Origin of the sequence: Tamaricihabitans halophyticus, assembly GCF_004340875.1 — a bacterium.
In the GTDB taxonomy this organism is placed as follows: domain Bacteria; phylum Actinomycetota; class Actinomycetes; order Mycobacteriales; family Pseudonocardiaceae; genus Tamaricihabitans; species Tamaricihabitans halophyticus.
On sequence record NZ_SLXQ01000003.1, the window covers coordinates 288,898 to 303,782 of the forward strand.

At 65.4% G+C, this 14,885-nt stretch carries 16 protein-coding genes; 5 read left to right on the forward strand and 11 right to left on the reverse strand.

Annotated features, from left to right (window positions below; all coding sequences use genetic code 11):
• Window position 1: 1 nt before the first annotated feature.
• The 11 genes from EV191_RS11785 to EV191_RS11835 form a co-directional block, all read right to left on the reverse strand.
• The gene (locus EV191_RS11785; RefSeq protein ID WP_132877009.1) at window positions 2-1,522 is read right to left on the reverse strand and encodes a tripartite tricarboxylate transporter permease; all 1,521 of its coding nucleotides are present in this window, start codon (window positions 1,520-1,522) and stop codon (window positions 2-4) included.
• 9 nt (window positions 1,523-1,531) lie between these two features.
• Window positions 1,532-2,056 (reverse strand): tripartite tricarboxylate transporter TctB family protein, encoded by a 525-nt coding sequence (locus EV191_RS11790; protein WP_132877010.1) that lies wholly within the window; start codon window positions 2,054-2,056, stop codon window positions 1,532-1,534.
• Window position 2,057: 1 nt separating this feature from the next.
• Window positions 2,058-3,068, reverse strand: a complete 1,011-nt coding sequence (locus EV191_RS11795) for a Bug family tripartite tricarboxylate transporter substrate binding protein (RefSeq protein WP_132877011.1) — start codon at window positions 3,066-3,068, stop codon at window positions 2,058-2,060.
• An 18-nt stretch (window positions 3,069-3,086) separates the two neighbouring features.
• The gene (locus EV191_RS11800; protein ID WP_132877012.1) at window positions 3,087-4,280 is read right to left on the reverse strand and encodes a CaiB/BaiF CoA transferase family protein; all 1,194 of its coding nucleotides are present in this window, start codon (window positions 4,278-4,280) and stop codon (window positions 3,087-3,089) included.
• Entirely contained in the window at window positions 4,273-5,376 is a 1,104-nt protein-coding gene (locus EV191_RS11805; protein ID WP_132877013.1) for a nitronate monooxygenase, read from the reverse strand. Before EV191_RS11805 ends, EV191_RS11800 begins: the two co-directional genes overlap by 8 nt.
• Window positions 5,377-5,486: 110 nt before the next feature.
• Window positions 5,487-6,746, reverse strand: a complete 1,260-nt coding sequence (locus EV191_RS11810; protein WP_132877014.1) for an RNA polymerase sigma factor — start codon at window positions 6,744-6,746, stop codon at window positions 5,487-5,489.
• Complete coding sequence (locus EV191_RS11815) at window positions 6,743-7,138, reverse strand: YciI family protein (RefSeq protein WP_132877015.1); 396 nt, start codon at window positions 7,136-7,138, stop codon at window positions 6,743-6,745. The genes EV191_RS11810 and EV191_RS11815 overlap by 4 nt, the downstream gene beginning before the upstream one ends.
• A gap of 36 nt (window positions 7,139-7,174) precedes the next feature.
• Complete coding sequence (locus EV191_RS11820) at window positions 7,175-7,561, reverse strand: VOC family protein (RefSeq protein ID WP_132877016.1); 387 nt, start codon at window positions 7,559-7,561, stop codon at window positions 7,175-7,177.
• A gap of 102 nt (window positions 7,562-7,663) precedes the next feature.
• Window positions 7,664-8,692 (reverse strand): agmatine deiminase family protein, encoded by a 1,029-nt coding sequence (locus EV191_RS11825; protein WP_243658898.1) that lies wholly within the window; start codon window positions 8,690-8,692, stop codon window positions 7,664-7,666.
• A 14-nt stretch (window positions 8,693-8,706) separates the two neighbouring features.
• Window positions 8,707-9,243, reverse strand: coding sequence for a glyoxalase superfamily protein (locus tag EV191_RS11830; protein WP_207894502.1), 537 nt, complete (start codon window positions 9,241-9,243; stop codon window positions 8,707-8,709).
• Window positions 9,244-9,451: 208 nt separating this feature from the next.
• Window positions 9,452-10,057, reverse strand: a complete 606-nt coding sequence (locus tag EV191_RS11835) for a TetR/AcrR family transcriptional regulator (RefSeq protein WP_132877018.1) — start codon at window positions 10,055-10,057, stop codon at window positions 9,452-9,454.
• Window positions 10,058-10,124: 67 nt separating this feature from the next.
• Here EV191_RS11835 and EV191_RS11840 point away from each other — a divergent pair, with 67 nt between their 5' ends.
• The 5 genes from EV191_RS11840 (at window position 10,125) to EV191_RS11860 (ending at window position 14,876) form a co-directional block, all read left to right on the forward strand.
• The gene (locus EV191_RS11840) at window positions 10,125-11,246 is read left to right on the forward strand and encodes an alpha/beta hydrolase family protein (RefSeq protein WP_165912925.1); all 1,122 of its coding nucleotides are present in this window, start codon (window positions 10,125-10,127) and stop codon (window positions 11,244-11,246) included.
• A gap of 75 nt (window positions 11,247-11,321) precedes the next feature.
• Window positions 11,322-11,708: a hypothetical protein gene (locus EV191_RS11845; RefSeq protein ID WP_132877020.1), complete on the forward strand. Its 387-nt coding sequence runs from the start codon at window positions 11,322-11,324 to the stop codon at window positions 11,706-11,708.
• Window positions 11,709-11,745: 37 nt separating this feature from the next.
• Window positions 11,746-13,107 (forward strand): dihydrolipoyl dehydrogenase family protein, encoded by a 1,362-nt coding sequence (locus tag EV191_RS11850; protein ID WP_132877021.1) that lies wholly within the window; start codon window positions 11,746-11,748, stop codon window positions 13,105-13,107.
• Window positions 13,108-13,289: 182 nt separating this feature from the next.
• Window positions 13,290-13,577 (forward strand): hypothetical protein, encoded by a 288-nt coding sequence (locus EV191_RS11855; protein ID WP_132877022.1) that lies wholly within the window; start codon window positions 13,290-13,292, stop codon window positions 13,575-13,577.
• A gap of 123 nt (window positions 13,578-13,700) precedes the next feature.
• On the forward strand, window positions 13,701-14,876 hold the full coding sequence (locus tag EV191_RS11860) for a cytochrome P450 (protein ID WP_132877023.1): 1,176 nt from the start codon (window positions 13,701-13,703) through the stop codon (window positions 14,874-14,876).
• Window positions 14,877-14,885 lie beyond the last annotated feature (9 nt).

Below are 14,885 nucleotides of genomic sequence, written 5' to 3' on the forward strand. Positions count from 1 at the left end.
GCTATTGTTCCACCCGCTCCCGGTCAGCGGAGGCAGCCGCGCTGGCGCGCCGGCGACGGACGAGCCCGGCCAGTGCTGGAACCACAAGGTAAAGCGCGGTGGCGGCGAGCAACACGATCGCGAACGGCGAGTCGACGAAGTAGCCGAGGTCGCCCTGCGCCACGGTAAGCCCTTCCCGGAAGTACTTCTCCGCGAACGGTCCGAGAATGAGCCCGACCGCCATCGGCGCCAGGTGGAAACCCGTTCTGTTCAGGAAGTAACCCACCACACCCGCGCCGAGCAGCACGTAAACGTCGAGCATGCTGTTGTTCAACGCGTAGGTTCCGGCAAGCGCGATGACCACGATGATGGCGACCAGCACGCCACTTGGCACCATCAGAATCCGTACCCAGACCCCGATCAACGGGAGGTTCAGGATCACCAGCAGCACGTTGCCGATGTACATCGACGCGATGACACCCCAGAACACATCGGGATGCTGGTCAACGAGCAGGGGCCCGGGCGTGACGCCCTGGATCATCATCGCGGCGACCATCAGCGCAAGCGGCGCGGTGAACGGGATGCCCAACGACAGCAGTGGCACGATCCCGGCGGTAGCCGCGGCGTTGTTGGCTGCCTCCGGCCCGGCGACTCCCTCGATCGCGCCGGTACCGATCTCGGCACGGTTCTTGGCTACCGACTTCTCGACCTTATAGGACACGAACGTGGACATCGTCGGTGCCGCGCCAGGCAGCAGACCAAGTACGAAACCAATAATGCCGCCGCGCCCCCATGGCGCCAGCGATCGGCGCCACTCCGCCTTCGTTGGTACCAGGTCAGCGATTCGGACCTTGCGCACGGTTGGCGCCTGTCCCGGGTTGACTACCGTGCGCATGAGCTCGGCCAGCCCGAACACGCCAACGGCGACCGCTACCACGGATATCCCTTGGGCCAGCTCGGTACTGCCGAAGGTGAATCGCGGTGCTCCGCTGATCTCGTCGAAACCAACGGTGCCGGCGATCAGGCCGATAGCCAGCGGTATCAGACCGTTGGACAGGCGACCGCCCATGACCCTGGCAAGTACCACCAGGCCAGCAACGACCAGTGCGAAGAAGTCCGCGGCGCCGAACTGCAAGGCAAGCGAGGCAGCTGGCGGCCCGAACAGGGTGACCAGTACGACCGCGACGGTGCCGGAGATGAACGAGCCGATCGTGATGATCGTCAGCGTGGCACCAGCACGACCCTTCTGCGTCAGCTTGTAACCGTCGAAGGTGGTGACGACCGAACTGGACTCACCAGGGATATTCAGCAGGATCGCGGTAGTCGAGCCACCGTACTGCGATCCATAGTAGATTCCCGCGATCATGATCAGCGCGGCGACTGGGTCCAGTGTGAACGTCAACGGGAGCAGGATCGCCGCGCCCGCCGTGGGACCGAGACCGGGTAAGACACCGATCAGCGTGCCAGCGAAGGTGCCGGCGAAAGCCGCAAGCAGATTCTGCAGCGTGAAAGCAACCTGTAAGCCGTAAAGCAGTCCGTCCATCGGCCGCGATCACCCGCCGATCAACGGGAACGGCGGCAACTGGATGGCGAACAGCTCGACGAACGCAAGATGGGTGAGTACCGCGATCGCGGCCGCACCCAGCACGGCCTTGATCCAGCCGAGCTGAGCGGTTAGCCGCAGTACGGTGAGCGCTGGTACGAAAGCGCCTACGGAGAAACCAAACAACGGCATCAACACGATGCCGACCAGCACCGAGCCGGTAAACAGCAGCCAACGCAGCGCTGCCGTACGGTCCGACCAGCGCCAATCCCGCAGACTCCCGATCGCCCCGCGCGACTCCCAACTCACCAGCAAGCCAGCGAAAACGGCCAGGCCGCCGGCAAGCAGTGGGAACACACCTGGCCCTGGGCGCTCGATACTGCCCCTTGGCACATCGAGCGCCATCAGCAGGTAGCCGGCACCAAGCAGTACCGAAAGCAGGCAGATCATCAGCCGAGCCCTGGCCTGGTTGTCCTGTTCGGCGCCTTCGGGTTGGTCCGCCGTTCGGGCTGCCTCAGCGTCGGGCGTGGACATGTTACTGACCACCCGTCAGTTCTGGCTCGCGTTCGAGGATCTTGTCGTAGACCTTGGTGCGCTTGGCCAGTTCGTTCGCCGAAGCGGCCGAGTCGCGATAGTCGACGATATAGCCCAGGCCGCTGACCCGGTTGGTGAACTCCTTGTCCGAAGTCACTTCCCGCACCGCGTCCTCGAGCGTGGCGACCACGTCGTCAGGGACGTCCTTGGGAATATTCAGGTAAACTTCACTGTCCAAGATGGTCTGATCGGATACGTCAGCCTCCTCGAGGGTCTGCGCGCCCGGCGCCCCGGGTGCTTCCTCGTTGGCAAGTACGCCGAGAATCTTCAGCTTGCCCCCTTCGACCAAGCCTTTCGCTACTGGAACGGTGGTTGAAGCGAGCTCGACTTCACCGGAAAGCACCGCGTTCACCGCATCGGAGCCGCCGCCACTGAACCCGGCCATGGCAAGATCCGCTCCCGACTCGGTACCGAAAGCGCGCGCGGCCAGGTCGTTCGACGAGCCATCGCCTGGCGTGCCTACGCGGATCTTGCCGGGCTGCTTCTTGGCGGCCGCGATCAGCTCGGCAAGGTTGTCGTAGGGCGCATCGGGGGCGGCGACCAGGACGAACGGGACCCGACTGAACCCGATCAGGGCGAAGTCCTCGTAGGTGTAGTCGATATCCGGCGTGATACTTGGTTGCAGGGTGAGATTCGAATCAATCGCGACACCCAGCTGGTAACCGTCCGGTTTGGCCGCGGCGATCTTCGCGGTGCCTACGGTTCCGCCACCGCCTTCCTGGTTGACGATCACGACCGAGCTGCCAAGGCGGTCCTGCAACGACTCGGCGAGGGCGCGGGCGGCCGTATCGGTGCCGCCGCCCGGTCCGTATGGGACGGTGATCTGGATGTTCCGCGCCGGGTAGTCGCCGGCGCCGTTGGCCGCGCAGCCAGCGAGAGGGGCGGTGAGTAGCGCGGCGATCGCAAGTACGCCGGTCCTGCCGAATCGCGCACGACGCTGTGCCATTCCCATCTTCGAGTCCTTTCTGGACTAGATCGTCCCGCGTTCCCGCAGGGCGGAGATCTCGGTATCGGTGAGCCCGGCGGTATCCCGCAACACCTCGTCGGTGTGCTCGCCGAGACGTGGTCCCGGGTGCCGCACTTCGCCGCTGATGGTCGAGAAAGTGGGCACCGGGGCCTGCATGAGTAGATCGGTGCCCAGCTCGGGGTCGTATACCGTGGTGAGGTTGCCGCGGTGGTTGATCTGCGGGTCGGCGACGATATCCGTGACATTGTTGATCTTCGAAGCGGCCAGCCCGGCTTCGGCACAGACCTCGAGCAGATCAGCCAATGGGTACTTCTCCGTGAAAGCGCGGACCTTGCCGTCGATCAGCTCACGGTTGGCGAGCCGCGCGGCGTTGCTCTCGTACTGGGTCAACTCGGGATCATCGAGGAGCTTGACCAGCCGGAGCCACATGCTGTTGGTGGACACCGGGAGGATGACGAACTCGCCGTCCGCGGTCGGATACACGTCGTTGGGTACGACATGCGCCTGGGCGTTTCCGCTGCGCTGCTTGACCCAGCCGGTGGCGCCGTGACCCACGACGAAGTCTTCCATCAGCCGAAGTACTGGCTCGTAAAGCGCAAGGTCGATCAGTTGGCCTTCGCCGGTCCGGTTCCGGTGTTCAACCGCGACCATCGTCGCGAAGGCCCCGTAGTAGCCGGTTATCCCGTCGGCGAGCGGGTAGCCGGTGAAAACCGGTGGTCGGTCCGGGTAGCCGGTGATATGGGTCAACCCCGCGAAGGATTCCGCGATCCTGGCGAACCCTGGTTTGTTGGCATACGGCCCGGTCCGGCCGAATGCACTGATATGCAACATGATCAGACGAGGGTTGTGCTTCACCAGATCCGCGTAGTCGATCTTCCATTCCGCCAGCTTGTCCGGTCGGAAGTTCACCACGACGATGTCAACCTCGCGCACCAGCCGATAGAACAGCTCAACCCCGGATTCCTGATGGAAGTCCACGGTGACGGATCGCTTGTTCCGGTTCGTCACCTTGAAGCTCAGCGACCGCTCGTCCTTGGTTGGCTCGAAAACCCTTGCTGGGTCCCCGGAACCTGGATGCTCCACTTTGATCACATCCGCGCCAAAGTCCGCCAGCAGGCTGGACACCAGCGGCGCGGCGATGACCGTGGAAGCATCCAGCACGCGAAGCGCGGACAGGCCTCCGGTGGCTTCAGTCATTGTGGCCCAACCGGTTGCGCAGCGCGCCGGTGGCGGTGCTGGTCTGGGTCGCCAGGTCGGCCATGAGTTCGGGCACTGTGGTTTGTCCGCTGAAGTAACCGACGCTCTGCCCGGCTTCGGACTTCATCAGCGGCTCGATCCGGTTGCGTTCGACCGATCCCAGCAGATCACCCACCAGAATGTCCTGGTAGGGCATGCCGAGCGGGGTTGGTGCCGCCGCTGCCGACCACTCCTCGGTCCAGGCGCTTTTGATCTGCCGCAAGGTTTTACCACTGTCCGCCCTGGAGCGGACGGTATCGCCGGAACCGGCGCGCACCAGCTTGGCCGCGATGATCGGGTCGATCTGGTGTTCCGTGGTAAACAGCCAGGCGGTGCCCATCCATACGGCCTGGGCGCCGAGTGCGAACGCGGCCAGGATATGCCGGCCGGTGGCCACCCCGCCGGCGGCGATCACCGGTATCTCGCCGGCGAGTTCGACGATCTGCGGTACCAGGGAGAACGTACCGATCTCACCGGTATGCGCTCCGGCGTCATAACCCTGCGCTACCAGGATGTCCGCGCCGGCATCGATCGCTCGCTGTGCGTGCTTCGGCGCGCCAACCAGCGAGATGATCCGCTTACCCCGCTCCTTCGCCGCGGTCACCGCGGCAGGCGGCGTGCCCACGCCCATCGCGACCAGTGGGACTTCGCTGTCCAGCACGGCATGGAGCTGGTCGGTGGCCATCTCTTCGGAGCGGACGAACCGGGACCGCACGCCGGGCAGGCCGTCGTCGGGAACCTGGTATTTCCGGCGTAGCCCGTCCACGAACGCGCGGTGCTCGGTGGGGATCGCTTCCTCGATCGCGGAACGATCCTGCCGCGCCGGCATGTCCTTGGGTAGCACCAGATCAACGGCGAAGGGCGCCCCGGCGGTTTCCGTGGCGAGCCGCGCCAGCCCCGACTCGATCTCGGCCGGCGTGTTGCGGGTAGCGCCCCATACGCCGATCCCGCCGGCTCGGCTGATCGCGACGACGACGTCCAGGGAATGGCTGAACCCGAAGATCGGGACGCTGGCGCCCAGTCGCGAACAGAGCGGGCTGTCCGGGTATTGGCTCATGGTCGGCGCCCTTCCGGTTGAGCAGGGTATGACCTGAGCAATACTCGGCGCCTGGTTAACCAGGGTCAAATAGATCTAATCGAGGCTACCTATTGGTATTTCCTATACCTCTAGGTCGCTCGATTGTTGCCAGTGCTGGCCGACTCCGCGCTGGCCGCTTTGCCGAACAGGTAGTGCTGCTCCGGGATGCTGGTGGTCAGGCGGGCGGCGAGGCGAAAGGCTTCGACCGCGCCCGCGTTGTCCCCGGCCATCTCCAGCAGATGCGCGCGCACCGCATGCAGCCGGTGGTGCCGGATCAGCCGCTTGTCGGCAGCCAATGGTTCGAGCAACCGCAGCCCCTCGGCGGGGCCGTGCACCATGGCCACGGCGACGGTGCGGCCCAGCGTGACGGTCGGGTTGGGCGCGGCCGCTTCGAGTAGCCCATACAGCTCGACGATCTGCGGCCAGTCGGTATCTTCCGCGCGGAGCGCCTCGCCATGCACGGCCGCGATGGCGGCCTGTAACTGGTACGGGCCAACGCGGGAACGCGCGAGCGTCCGCTCGACGAGTGCCAGTCCCTCCTGGAGGGACTCCCGGTCCCATTGACTACGGTCCTGTTCGGACAGTGGAACCAGGCTGCTATCCGGCCCGGTACGCGCAGGGCGCCGGGCGTCGGTAAGCAGCATCAGTGCCAGTAGCCCGGCGACCTCGCCGTCATCGGGGAGTGCCCGATGCACGATTCGGGTCAGCCTGATGGCCTCGCTGGTCAGTTCGGCGCGGTAGAGGGCCGATCCCGAGGTGGTGGTGTACCCCTCGTTGAAGATCAGGTACAGCACGTGCAGCACCACGGGCAGGCGCTCGGCCAGTTCGGGCCCCGCAGGCATCCGGAACTCGGCGCCAGCTGCCCGGATGCGTTGACGTGCCCTGCTGAGACGCTGGGCCATGCTCCTTTCCGGAGTCAACAACGCCCGCGCGATTTCCGCCGTGCTGAGGCCGCCGACCGCGCGCAACGTGAGCGCGAGCTGAGACGACGGGGTAAGACTCGGATGGCAGCAGAGCAGCAGCAGGATCAGCGTGTCGTCCGCATCGGATGGCTGGCTGTCGCCCAGTTGCACAGCCGGCGGCGTCCGCGCGAGCTCCCGTTCCGCCCGCTGCCGGCTGGCCTGCTCGCTGCGCGTCTGGTCGGTCATCCTGCGGGAGGCGACCTTGATCAGCCAGCCAAGCGGTTTGTCCGGCGTGCCACGTTCCGGCCATTGTGTCGCGGCGGCCAGCAGTGCTTCCTGGACCGCGTCCTCGGCGGTCTCGAAATCGCGGTGCTGGCGTAACAGCGCGGCGAGGACCTGCGGCGCCAACGGGCGCAGCAGGTCCGCCAGCTCGCGGTTACTGCTCACATCTCCTGGCCAGACATATCCATGATCGGCTGGATCTGCACCGCGCCGAACCTGGCGTCCGGGATGCGTGTGGCGATCTCGACCGCCCGTTCCTCGTTCTCGCAGTCCACCAGGAGATAACCAGCCAACTGCTCCTTGATCTCCGCGTACGGGCCGTCCGTGGTAAGCGGTACCTCGTCTCGTACGCGGATCGTGCGAGTGTTGACCGGATCCGCCAGTGCCGCGGCCACCAACAGCTCACCGGACTCGGTGATCTCCCGGTGCAGCGCGTCCGACTGCTCGGTCAGGGCGTCCTTTTCAGACTCGGACATGGCCAGGAACTCGGGGTTGCGCAAGAAAATCGGGTGCTCCCAGTTCTCCGGATTGCTGTAGATCAGCAACAGGTACTTCATCGCGCCTCCTTTCTTTGCACCATACGGCGCCAAGGACTAAGCCGAGGGGCCGGCCACGCCGACCACATTGCCCTCCGGATCGGTGAACTGGCCGACGGTGAAATCGCCCGATTTCGGTTCCGGGCCGAACACCCGTTTCCCGCCCAGACTCTCGGCATTACGCAGCGCTTCGGCTACATCCGGCACACCGACGTAGCAGAGCACCCGGCGCTCGTAGCCAGCGCCGCCGCAAACGCCGCCGTTGATACCGTCGCCGTCGCCGGTCGTTTCGCCGGCCACGAAGTGGTACTTCCCTGGCTGGGAAACCTTCTCGGTGACGGCGTCACCAGTGCTGAACTCCCAGCCGAACAGTCCTGCGTAGTAGTCGCGGAGCGCGTCCGGAGCGGTCCCGACGATTTCGAAATGCACCACTGGCATGCCCATGCTCGATCCTTCCGGTGAGGTGTGGTGACCACGGTGGCCACCACACCTCAAGGTCGGAGCCGAGCTTCCTGGATCTACATCACGGCGTAGCTGTGGTCCGTATCACAGTGGGCGCTGTTGGGTGGCGCAGTGGATACCGCCGCCACCGTCGGCGAGGGTATCGATCCGGACCTGCACGACATCGCGGTCTGGATGCAGGTCGTGCAGCAGGCCAGCCGCTCGGTCATCGGCAGCGAGATCACCGAAAGCGGGTACCAGCACAGCCCCGTTGACCACGTAGTAATTGATGTACGAGGCAAGAAACTCCGGGCCGCGTGGGCCGAGCTTCCTTGGATCGGCTTCCGGTAGCTCGACCACGGTCAAGGCTCGGCCGGCCGCGTCCGTGCTGGTGGCAAGGGTTTCCTTCGCTAGCTGGAAAACCTTCTGCTCCTCGGCGGGCGCATCGGGGCCCGGGACGTTGAGCACGACCTGTCCCGGCGCGGTGAAGCGGGCGAGACCATCGATATGCCCGTCGGTGATATCGCCCCCGATGATGCCCGGCATCCACAGCACACAGTCCACACCGAGCATCCCGCGCAGGGCAGCATCCAGTTCCGGGCGGGTACGGCCGGGGTTGCGGTTGTCGTTGATGACGCTGCTTGTGGTCACCATCAGCGTGCCTTCGCCATCGACCTCGATACTGCCGCCCTCGGTAACCAGCGGAGCGACAATTCGAGGGATGCCGAGACAGTCGAGCAACCGTTCGGCGAGCTTCCTGTCGTTCTCGCCGTCCTGCTTGCCACCCCAGCCATTGAACCGGGGGTCGATGCCAGCGACCCCGCTGGGCGTATGCACGAAAGTTGGGCCAGTGTCCCGTATCCAGAGGTCGTCGACGGGCAGCGGTAGTACCTCTACGGCACTACCGACCGCCCTCGCGGCCTGCGCTGCGTCCTTTTCGGATGCCAGTAGAACAACCGGTTCATAGTCCGAAATGGCACGGGCAAGGCCAGCCACATCGGACCGTACGGCATCGAGCAGATCGTCCCATTCCGCGGTGCGAGCGGGCCAGGCCAGGAAGGTGCAGTGGTGCCGACTGCCTTCGTGCGGCATCCATACCGTGCTGGCTGGCGTTGTCTGGGGATCAGTGGTCATCGCAGACCCCCGGCTCACGCGTCGTCGCTCTGGCAGAAGCGCAGGTTGTTGCCCGATGGGTCGATGACATCCAGCGTGGGGCCACCGGGCGCGTCGGGTTCTACCCCCGGACGCTGCGACGAGTAGCGTTTCTGTTCCAGCTCGGCATGTAGCCGATACACGTTCCGGACGTTGATCCAGACGACCGAACCCGGTGTCCCGTCACCGTGGTGTTCGGACAGGTCGAGCCGGGTGTCGCCACGGGTCAGCCGGATGTAGAGCGGCATGGACGGTTCGAAGCGATGTTCCCATTCGACGGTGAAGCCGAGGAAGTCGAGATAGAACTCGCGGACATCGTCGAAGCGCTGGACACGTAGCACGGGTACTGGCACGCCAATGCCGGCACCATCAGTTTCCCGATTGCCGAGAATCGCGCTGGCGGTGTTCCAGTCCTGCAGGCCGAGTTGGTGTGCGACCAGCTCGAGCGCAGTACTGTGGCTGATGGGGAAGTCGCGGTCGGCGAGATCGGCACGCAAGGCTCGAGCCGCCGCCTTTGCCGCTTCCACGGTCATTTCCATGAGGGTCCTCGTCCTGGTGCCAGTTGCCCAGCGCCCGCGTTACTGGACAGACACCGTGACGTAGACCGACGGTGACGACCTGATCTGGTGTGTTCACCACGCCTTACGGCGAGCGGGCGGCAGGCCACACCAGTGCCTTCGATTGCGAGGCTAGCGCAGGATGTCGAACTCCGCCACCGATAAGCGCGCTGCGCGGTTGGGGTCACCGCGCACCCGCGTCGAGCAGCAGGTCTAGTTGCGCGCTGAGCAGTTGGTCGATTCGTTTGACCGGGAGCCGGTCTGGTTCGACGACCCCACCGGTGGCCAGCCCATCGAGGGTGGCGAGCAACAGTGCGCCGCCAGCTCGATCGACGGCGAGAGGTCTGCCCCGGTTCCCGGCGGCCGCGAGCAACCTGGCGAAAATGTCCTCCAGCTGTTGCCAGGTTTGCCGGTGCTCGGTGGCCACGTCATCGTCGACCGCTGCCCTGGCCAGGAAGGCGAGCCAGATTCGGGCGTGCACCATGCGCTCATCGTCAAGCGGGACGAGCATCCGGCAGATCGAGCGCAATGCCGAGCCTGGCGGCAGGCCCGTTTGCGCCTCGGCGACCAGTTCAGCCAGATTCTCGGTGATCGCGGCCATCGCCGCGCGAATCATCTGCTGCTTGGTCGAGAAATGGTGTTGCACCATACCGCCCGTGACGCCGGCCTGCGCCGCGACCTGGCGGACGCTCACCGCCTCGAGTCCCCGTGTCGCAACGAGTTCGACCAGTGCGGTCAGGATCCGCTCGCGCGCCGAAGGCTGCACGAGTCCATCGGATTCGCTAATCAAGTTGCCTCCGTTACGTCTGTATGGGACAGTCTTGCATATGGTCCATTACAGTCGTAACGGAGGGCGTTTGGCGTTGCGCGCGCCGGCCGCGCTGCTGACGCTGATCGCGTTCCTGCTTACCGTCACGCCGGCGGCCAGCGCGGACGCGCGAACAGAGCACCCGTCCTGGGCGGGTCGGTTGCTGAGCGCGAAGCCGGTACAGCCAGCCGGGGGGCTGCCCGAGGGGACACGAGTTCACCGGATCAAATACCTGTCCAGCACGCCAGAGGGTGCGCCAACCGTGGTCACCGGGCTGACCCTGGTGCCGCCCGGCCCGGCACCGGAAGGCGGTCGGCCGGTGATCTCCTGGGCGCACGGCACCACGGGAATCGGGGACAGCTGCGCGCCTTCGGTCGATCCCGCAATGGCCGGCTACGGTCCGCAGTTTCAGCAGTTCCTCGCCGCTGGTTACGCGATCACCGCCACCGACTATCCAGGGCTGGGCACTCCTGGTGTGCATCCGTACCTGATTCCCGAATCGGAGGCGCGTTCGGTGATCGATGCGGTTCCGGCGGCGCGGGCAGTTGACCCCGCGTTCGGTACCCGATGGTTCGCCGTCGGTCACTCGCAAGGTGGCCAGGCAGCGCTTGCCGCCGCGGAGATCGCTGGGGAGTACGACCCGGGACTGTCCCTGCGTGGCACGGTTGGCTACGCACCGGCGCCAAACGCGAACGTGGCCAACGAGCTGTCCCCCGTACTGGATCCGGTTTCCCAAGCCTTCTACACAATGATGTTGGTGGGGCTGAAAACCCAGTACCCGCAACTGCGCTACGCCGACTATCTCGGCCCGCAGGCGCGGAAGTTGTTGCCAGCCGCCCACTCGCTGTGCTTTGACGAACTCGCCGAACGGTTCACGCTGGCCGAGATCCCGCCGGAGGAGTTCGAGACCAGGGACGTAGCGGCGGACCAGCGCCTGCGCGAGTGGTTTGCGGCCAACGAGATCGGTCACAAGCGGGCCGAGGGGCCACTGTTGGTGCTCCAGGGCGACGCCGATCCCGTTGTGCTGCCCGAATTCACCGAATCCTTTGTGGCGGACAGCAGGGCACATGGATCGGACCTGCGATACCAGGTTTACCCGGGTGCGGATCACGGCGAGGTGCTCGACGCGGCCGCTTCGGATGCGCTGGCCTGGTTAGCGCAACGACGCTGAGCCTCGGATCGCGGCCAAGTGGGAACCTAACGGTATTGACATGACGGTGTGACGCTTTAATACGATATGTAACCCATGAAGGTGTTGCGCGTCGTGTTGTTGATTGCCGGACTCGGCTTACTGGTGGGTGGCGTGGTGGAGGCGGCTTCCGTTAGTGGCGACGACACGAGATGGATATGCGAGGAGCCGCCGGAGCCCAACGGCACGTTGATGCGGTGCGCAACAAGTGGGAGCCCCGGGCTGGTCGATGGTGCCGGGCCGGTCACGTTGAGCCTGCTCGGGCTCGGACTGCTGGTGGTCTTCGCGGCACTGGGGCAGTACCCACGCCGGCAGCCAGCCACGCCGTACGGACAGCCAGCGCCGCAGCCGTTCTACCAGCAGCACGAGCAGCCAGCTGGGCAGCCACCGGCAGGAATGCCGCAACCACAGCAGCACTGGGGGCAACCCGGCCCGTCCGCGTGACCTGCGCGCGGTTGCGCGTGGTGCCAGGATGGGCGGTATGGCCACCAACACCGCAGATGTGCTCGTGCTCGGAATGGGACCCGGCGGCGAGTCGCTTGCCGGCCAGCTCGCCGAGGCAGGGCTGTCCGTGATCGGGATCGAGTCTCGCCTGGTTGGCGGGGAATGTCCGTACTACGGCTGCGTGCCGAGCAAGATGATGATCAGGGCGGCCGATGCGCTCGCTGAGGCCAGGCGCGTTTCGAGCCTGGCGGGTAGCGCGACGGTCCAGCCGGACTTCGGCCCCGTAGCGGATCGGATCCGCGTGGAGGCAACGACCGACTGGGACGACACCGTCGCGGTGGAGCGGTTCACCGGCAAGGGTGGCCAGCTGGTTCGCGGTCGGGGCGAGGTGACCGGGCCACGAACGATCCAGGTGGCTGGCGAGGAACTGACCGCGAAACGCGCGATCGTGCTGAACAACGGCACCGACCCGGCGGTCCCACCGATCGATGGGCTTGCCGACACGCCGTACTGGACAAACCGGGAGGCGGTTAAGACGCGTGTCGCGCCGGAATCACTGATCGTGCTCGGTGCCGGCGTGATTGGCCTGGAACTCGCGCAGGCATTCGCCCGATTTGGCTCCACGGTGGATGTTGTGGAGATGGCGGACCAGATCCTGCCGCCCGAGGAGCCCGAGGCCGCCGAGGTGGTACTGGAAACACTTGCCGCGGAGGGGATCGCCGTGCACACCGGGGTTGCCGCCGAGCGGGTCGAGCACGACGGCAAGGCATTCACCGTGCGCGTCGGTGCCCAGACGTTGATCGCGGAACGTCTGCTTGTGGCGACCGGGCGGGTCAGCGACCTGGCCGGGCTGGGGCTGGCCTCGATTGGCGTGGACACGAACAGCCGGTTTGTGTCGACCGATGAGTACCTGCGCGTCCGCGACGGGGTTTACGCGATCGGCGACGTAACCGGTCGCGGGGCATTCACGCATATGTCGATGTATCAGGCAGCGATTGCCGCTCGGCATATTCTCGGTGAGCAGGCGCACGGCGCCGAGTATCACGCGGTTCCCAGGGTCACCTTCACCGATCCGGAAGTTGGCGCGGTCGGGCTGACCGAGCGGCAGGCGAGGGAGCGCGGGCTACGGGTGCATACCGCCACCACGCAGCTGGCCAGTTCGGCGCGCGGCTGGATTCATCGCGCAGGCAACGCGGGAGTGATCAAGCTGGTAGTGGATGCCGATCGTGGCGTGCTCGTCGGTGCCACCTCGGCGGGACCGTCCGGGGGCGAGATGCTTTCCGGATTGACCGTGGCCGTGCATGCCGAGGTTCCGGTGGCCAGGCTACGGCAGATGATCTACGCCTATCCCACGTTCCACCGAGCCATCGAGGACGCACTCGGACGGCTTGCCGGCTGATGTTCTCCCGAGGGGTCGGATCGCGGATATCTGTCGAGATTGGACATATTCGTGGCGACCGTGAAGTGCTTACTGGGCGTCGTTACTCATACGAGATATGGCCGATCGATGTCCACAGGCCAGAAGAAGGTGAGCGGACCGTCGCCGCGGAATGCCCGTGCGGCGCTTCAGTCAAGTTCACCGTGTACAGCGCGCCGGAAACGGTGCGCCGACGTCAGCGATGGGGGCTACTAGCCCTGCTTGGCATTGTGCTGCAAGCGTGCTTGGTGTGGTGGGTCTTCGGTTATGCGCTCGACCACGGGGCGGTCTGGGCTGCTCTCGTCACGGCGGCGGGGCAGCTGGGTGCCCTCCTCGCGATCATCAAAGGCTTCGCTTCGCTGGTGAGCGAGCGCGGGGTGCGCTCGCTGGAGACGCCGTTCGCGAAGCATGCGGTCTTTCTGTCTGGTCGGCCGGTGAGCAGTACCCGCTAAACCGCGGTCGGGGTTGGTTACGCCCCGTAACCGCGTTCTTTAAGGTTAGCGACGTTGTTGGGCAGCCGTGTTCGTGTAAGTATACTTTTGAGTATATACTTTCCTGTAACAAAGGAGGCTCGCATGTCCGAACAACTGCCAGAGCTGCCCGTTGGCCAATCCTCGGTGCTTGCGCATGATCCGCGGCTGCTCGCCTTGCGCGACGGCGGATGTCCGATCAGTCGAGTCCGTATCGGAGCCACCGATGAAGCCTGGGTTGCTACCCGGCACGCCGAAGTGCGCGCGATCTACGCGAACAGTGAACTGGGCAGAACGCACCATGATCCGGACACGGCAGCCAGAGTCAACGCGCATCCGGTGTTGGGTGGCCCATCCGAGCTGTACTCGCACGCCGATGAGGAGACCGAACACAAGGAGATGCGCCGGCTGCTTGGCGGCTACTTCTCCGCGCGGCGGCTACGGGATCTTCAGCCATACATTACCGACGTCGCGGCGGAACTGCTGGACGCGATGGCGCAGCGCGCCCATCCGGTTGACCTGCATGAGGCGTTCTCCTACCCATTGGCGCTCCGGGTGTTGTGTGAACTGCTCGGTGTGCCGTACACCGACCGGGACCTCTTCGAGCGAATGGTCGTCCGGATGGACAATCTGGACGATGACGATGAGGTCAACGCCGGGCACCAGGAGCTGTTCGGGTATCTGTGCCGGATCGTGCCAGGTATCCGGAAAACGCCCGAAGGATCCAGCGTGCTCGCCGGTCTCTGCGCGCAGGGGCTCGACGACGAGACGATCGCCGGGTTCGCCTCGTTGTTGCTGTTCGCCGGGCATGCCAGCACGGCTTTCCATATCGACGCGGGCGCGGTACTGCTGGCGACCCATGCGGCGGAGTTCCGCAGGCTGGCCGAAGAGCCGACGCTTGTAGACGGTGCGGTCGAGGAGGTCCTGCGTACCGCCGAGCGTGGCGCGATGGGCTTTCTCCGTTATGCGCGAACTTCCACCGAACTGTCCGATGTGATCATCGAGCGTGGCGAGGCGATCGTGCCGCAGCTGTCCCTTGCCAACTTCGATGAGCAGGTATTCGCGGACCCCGCTCGATTCGATATTGGCCGGCGCCCGAATCCACATCTGAGCTTCGGGCATGGTCCATGGCATTGTCTTGGTGCGCCGCTGGCTCGCGCGGTACTGCGCACCGCGTTTCGCGGGCTGACCGAGCGGTTTCCCGGGCTCGAACTGGCCGTGCCTTTCGAGGAGTTGCGCCAGGGCGACTCCGGCTTCGTCGCGCTGCCGGTGCGCTGGTAACGCTTGGGG

What these genes read in the sequence shown, in the direction of transcription:
- EV191_RS11850 (WP_132877021.1), top strand. Translation starts at nt 11,746, where the DNA reads ATGGCCACCAACACCGCAGATGTGCTCGTGCTCGGAATGGGACCCGGC.
- EV191_RS11820 (WP_132877016.1), bottom strand. Translation starts at nt 7,561, where the DNA reads ATGGGCATGCCAGTGGTGCATTTCGAAATCGTCGGGACCGCTCCGGAC.
- EV191_RS11830 (WP_207894502.1), bottom strand. Translation starts at nt 9,243, where the DNA reads ATGACCGTGGAAGCGGCAAAGGCGGCGGCTCGAGCCTTGCGTGCCGAT.
- EV191_RS11825 (WP_243658898.1), bottom strand. Translation starts at nt 8,692, where the DNA reads ATGACCACTGATCCCCAGACAACGCCAGCCAGCACGGTATGGATGCCG.
- EV191_RS11790 (WP_132877010.1), bottom strand. Translation starts at nt 2,056, where the DNA reads ATGTCCACGCCCGACGCTGAGGCAGCCCGAACGGCGGACCAACCCGAA.
- EV191_RS11845 (WP_132877020.1), top strand. Translation starts at nt 11,322, where the DNA reads ATGAAGGTGTTGCGCGTCGTGTTGTTGATTGCCGGACTCGGCTTACTG.
- EV191_RS11815 (WP_132877015.1), bottom strand. Translation starts at nt 7,138, where the DNA reads ATGAAGTACCTGTTGCTGATCTACAGCAATCCGGAGAACTGGGAGCAC.
- EV191_RS11860 (WP_132877023.1), top strand. Translation starts at nt 13,701, where the DNA reads ATGTCCGAACAACTGCCAGAGCTGCCCGTTGGCCAATCCTCGGTGCTT.
- EV191_RS11795 (WP_132877011.1), bottom strand. Translation starts at nt 3,068, where the DNA reads ATGGGAATGGCACAGCGTCGTGCGCGATTCGGCAGGACCGGCGTACTT.
- EV191_RS11785 (WP_132877009.1), bottom strand. Translation starts at nt 1,522, where the DNA reads ATGGACGGACTGCTTTACGGCTTACAGGTTGCTTTCACGCTGCAGAAT.
- EV191_RS11805 (WP_132877013.1), bottom strand. Translation starts at nt 5,376, where the DNA reads ATGAGCCAATACCCGGACAGCCCGCTCTGTTCGCGACTGGGCGCCAGC.
- EV191_RS11800 (WP_132877012.1), bottom strand. Translation starts at nt 4,280, where the DNA reads ATGACTGAAGCCACCGGAGGCCTGTCCGCGCTTCGCGTGCTGGATGCT.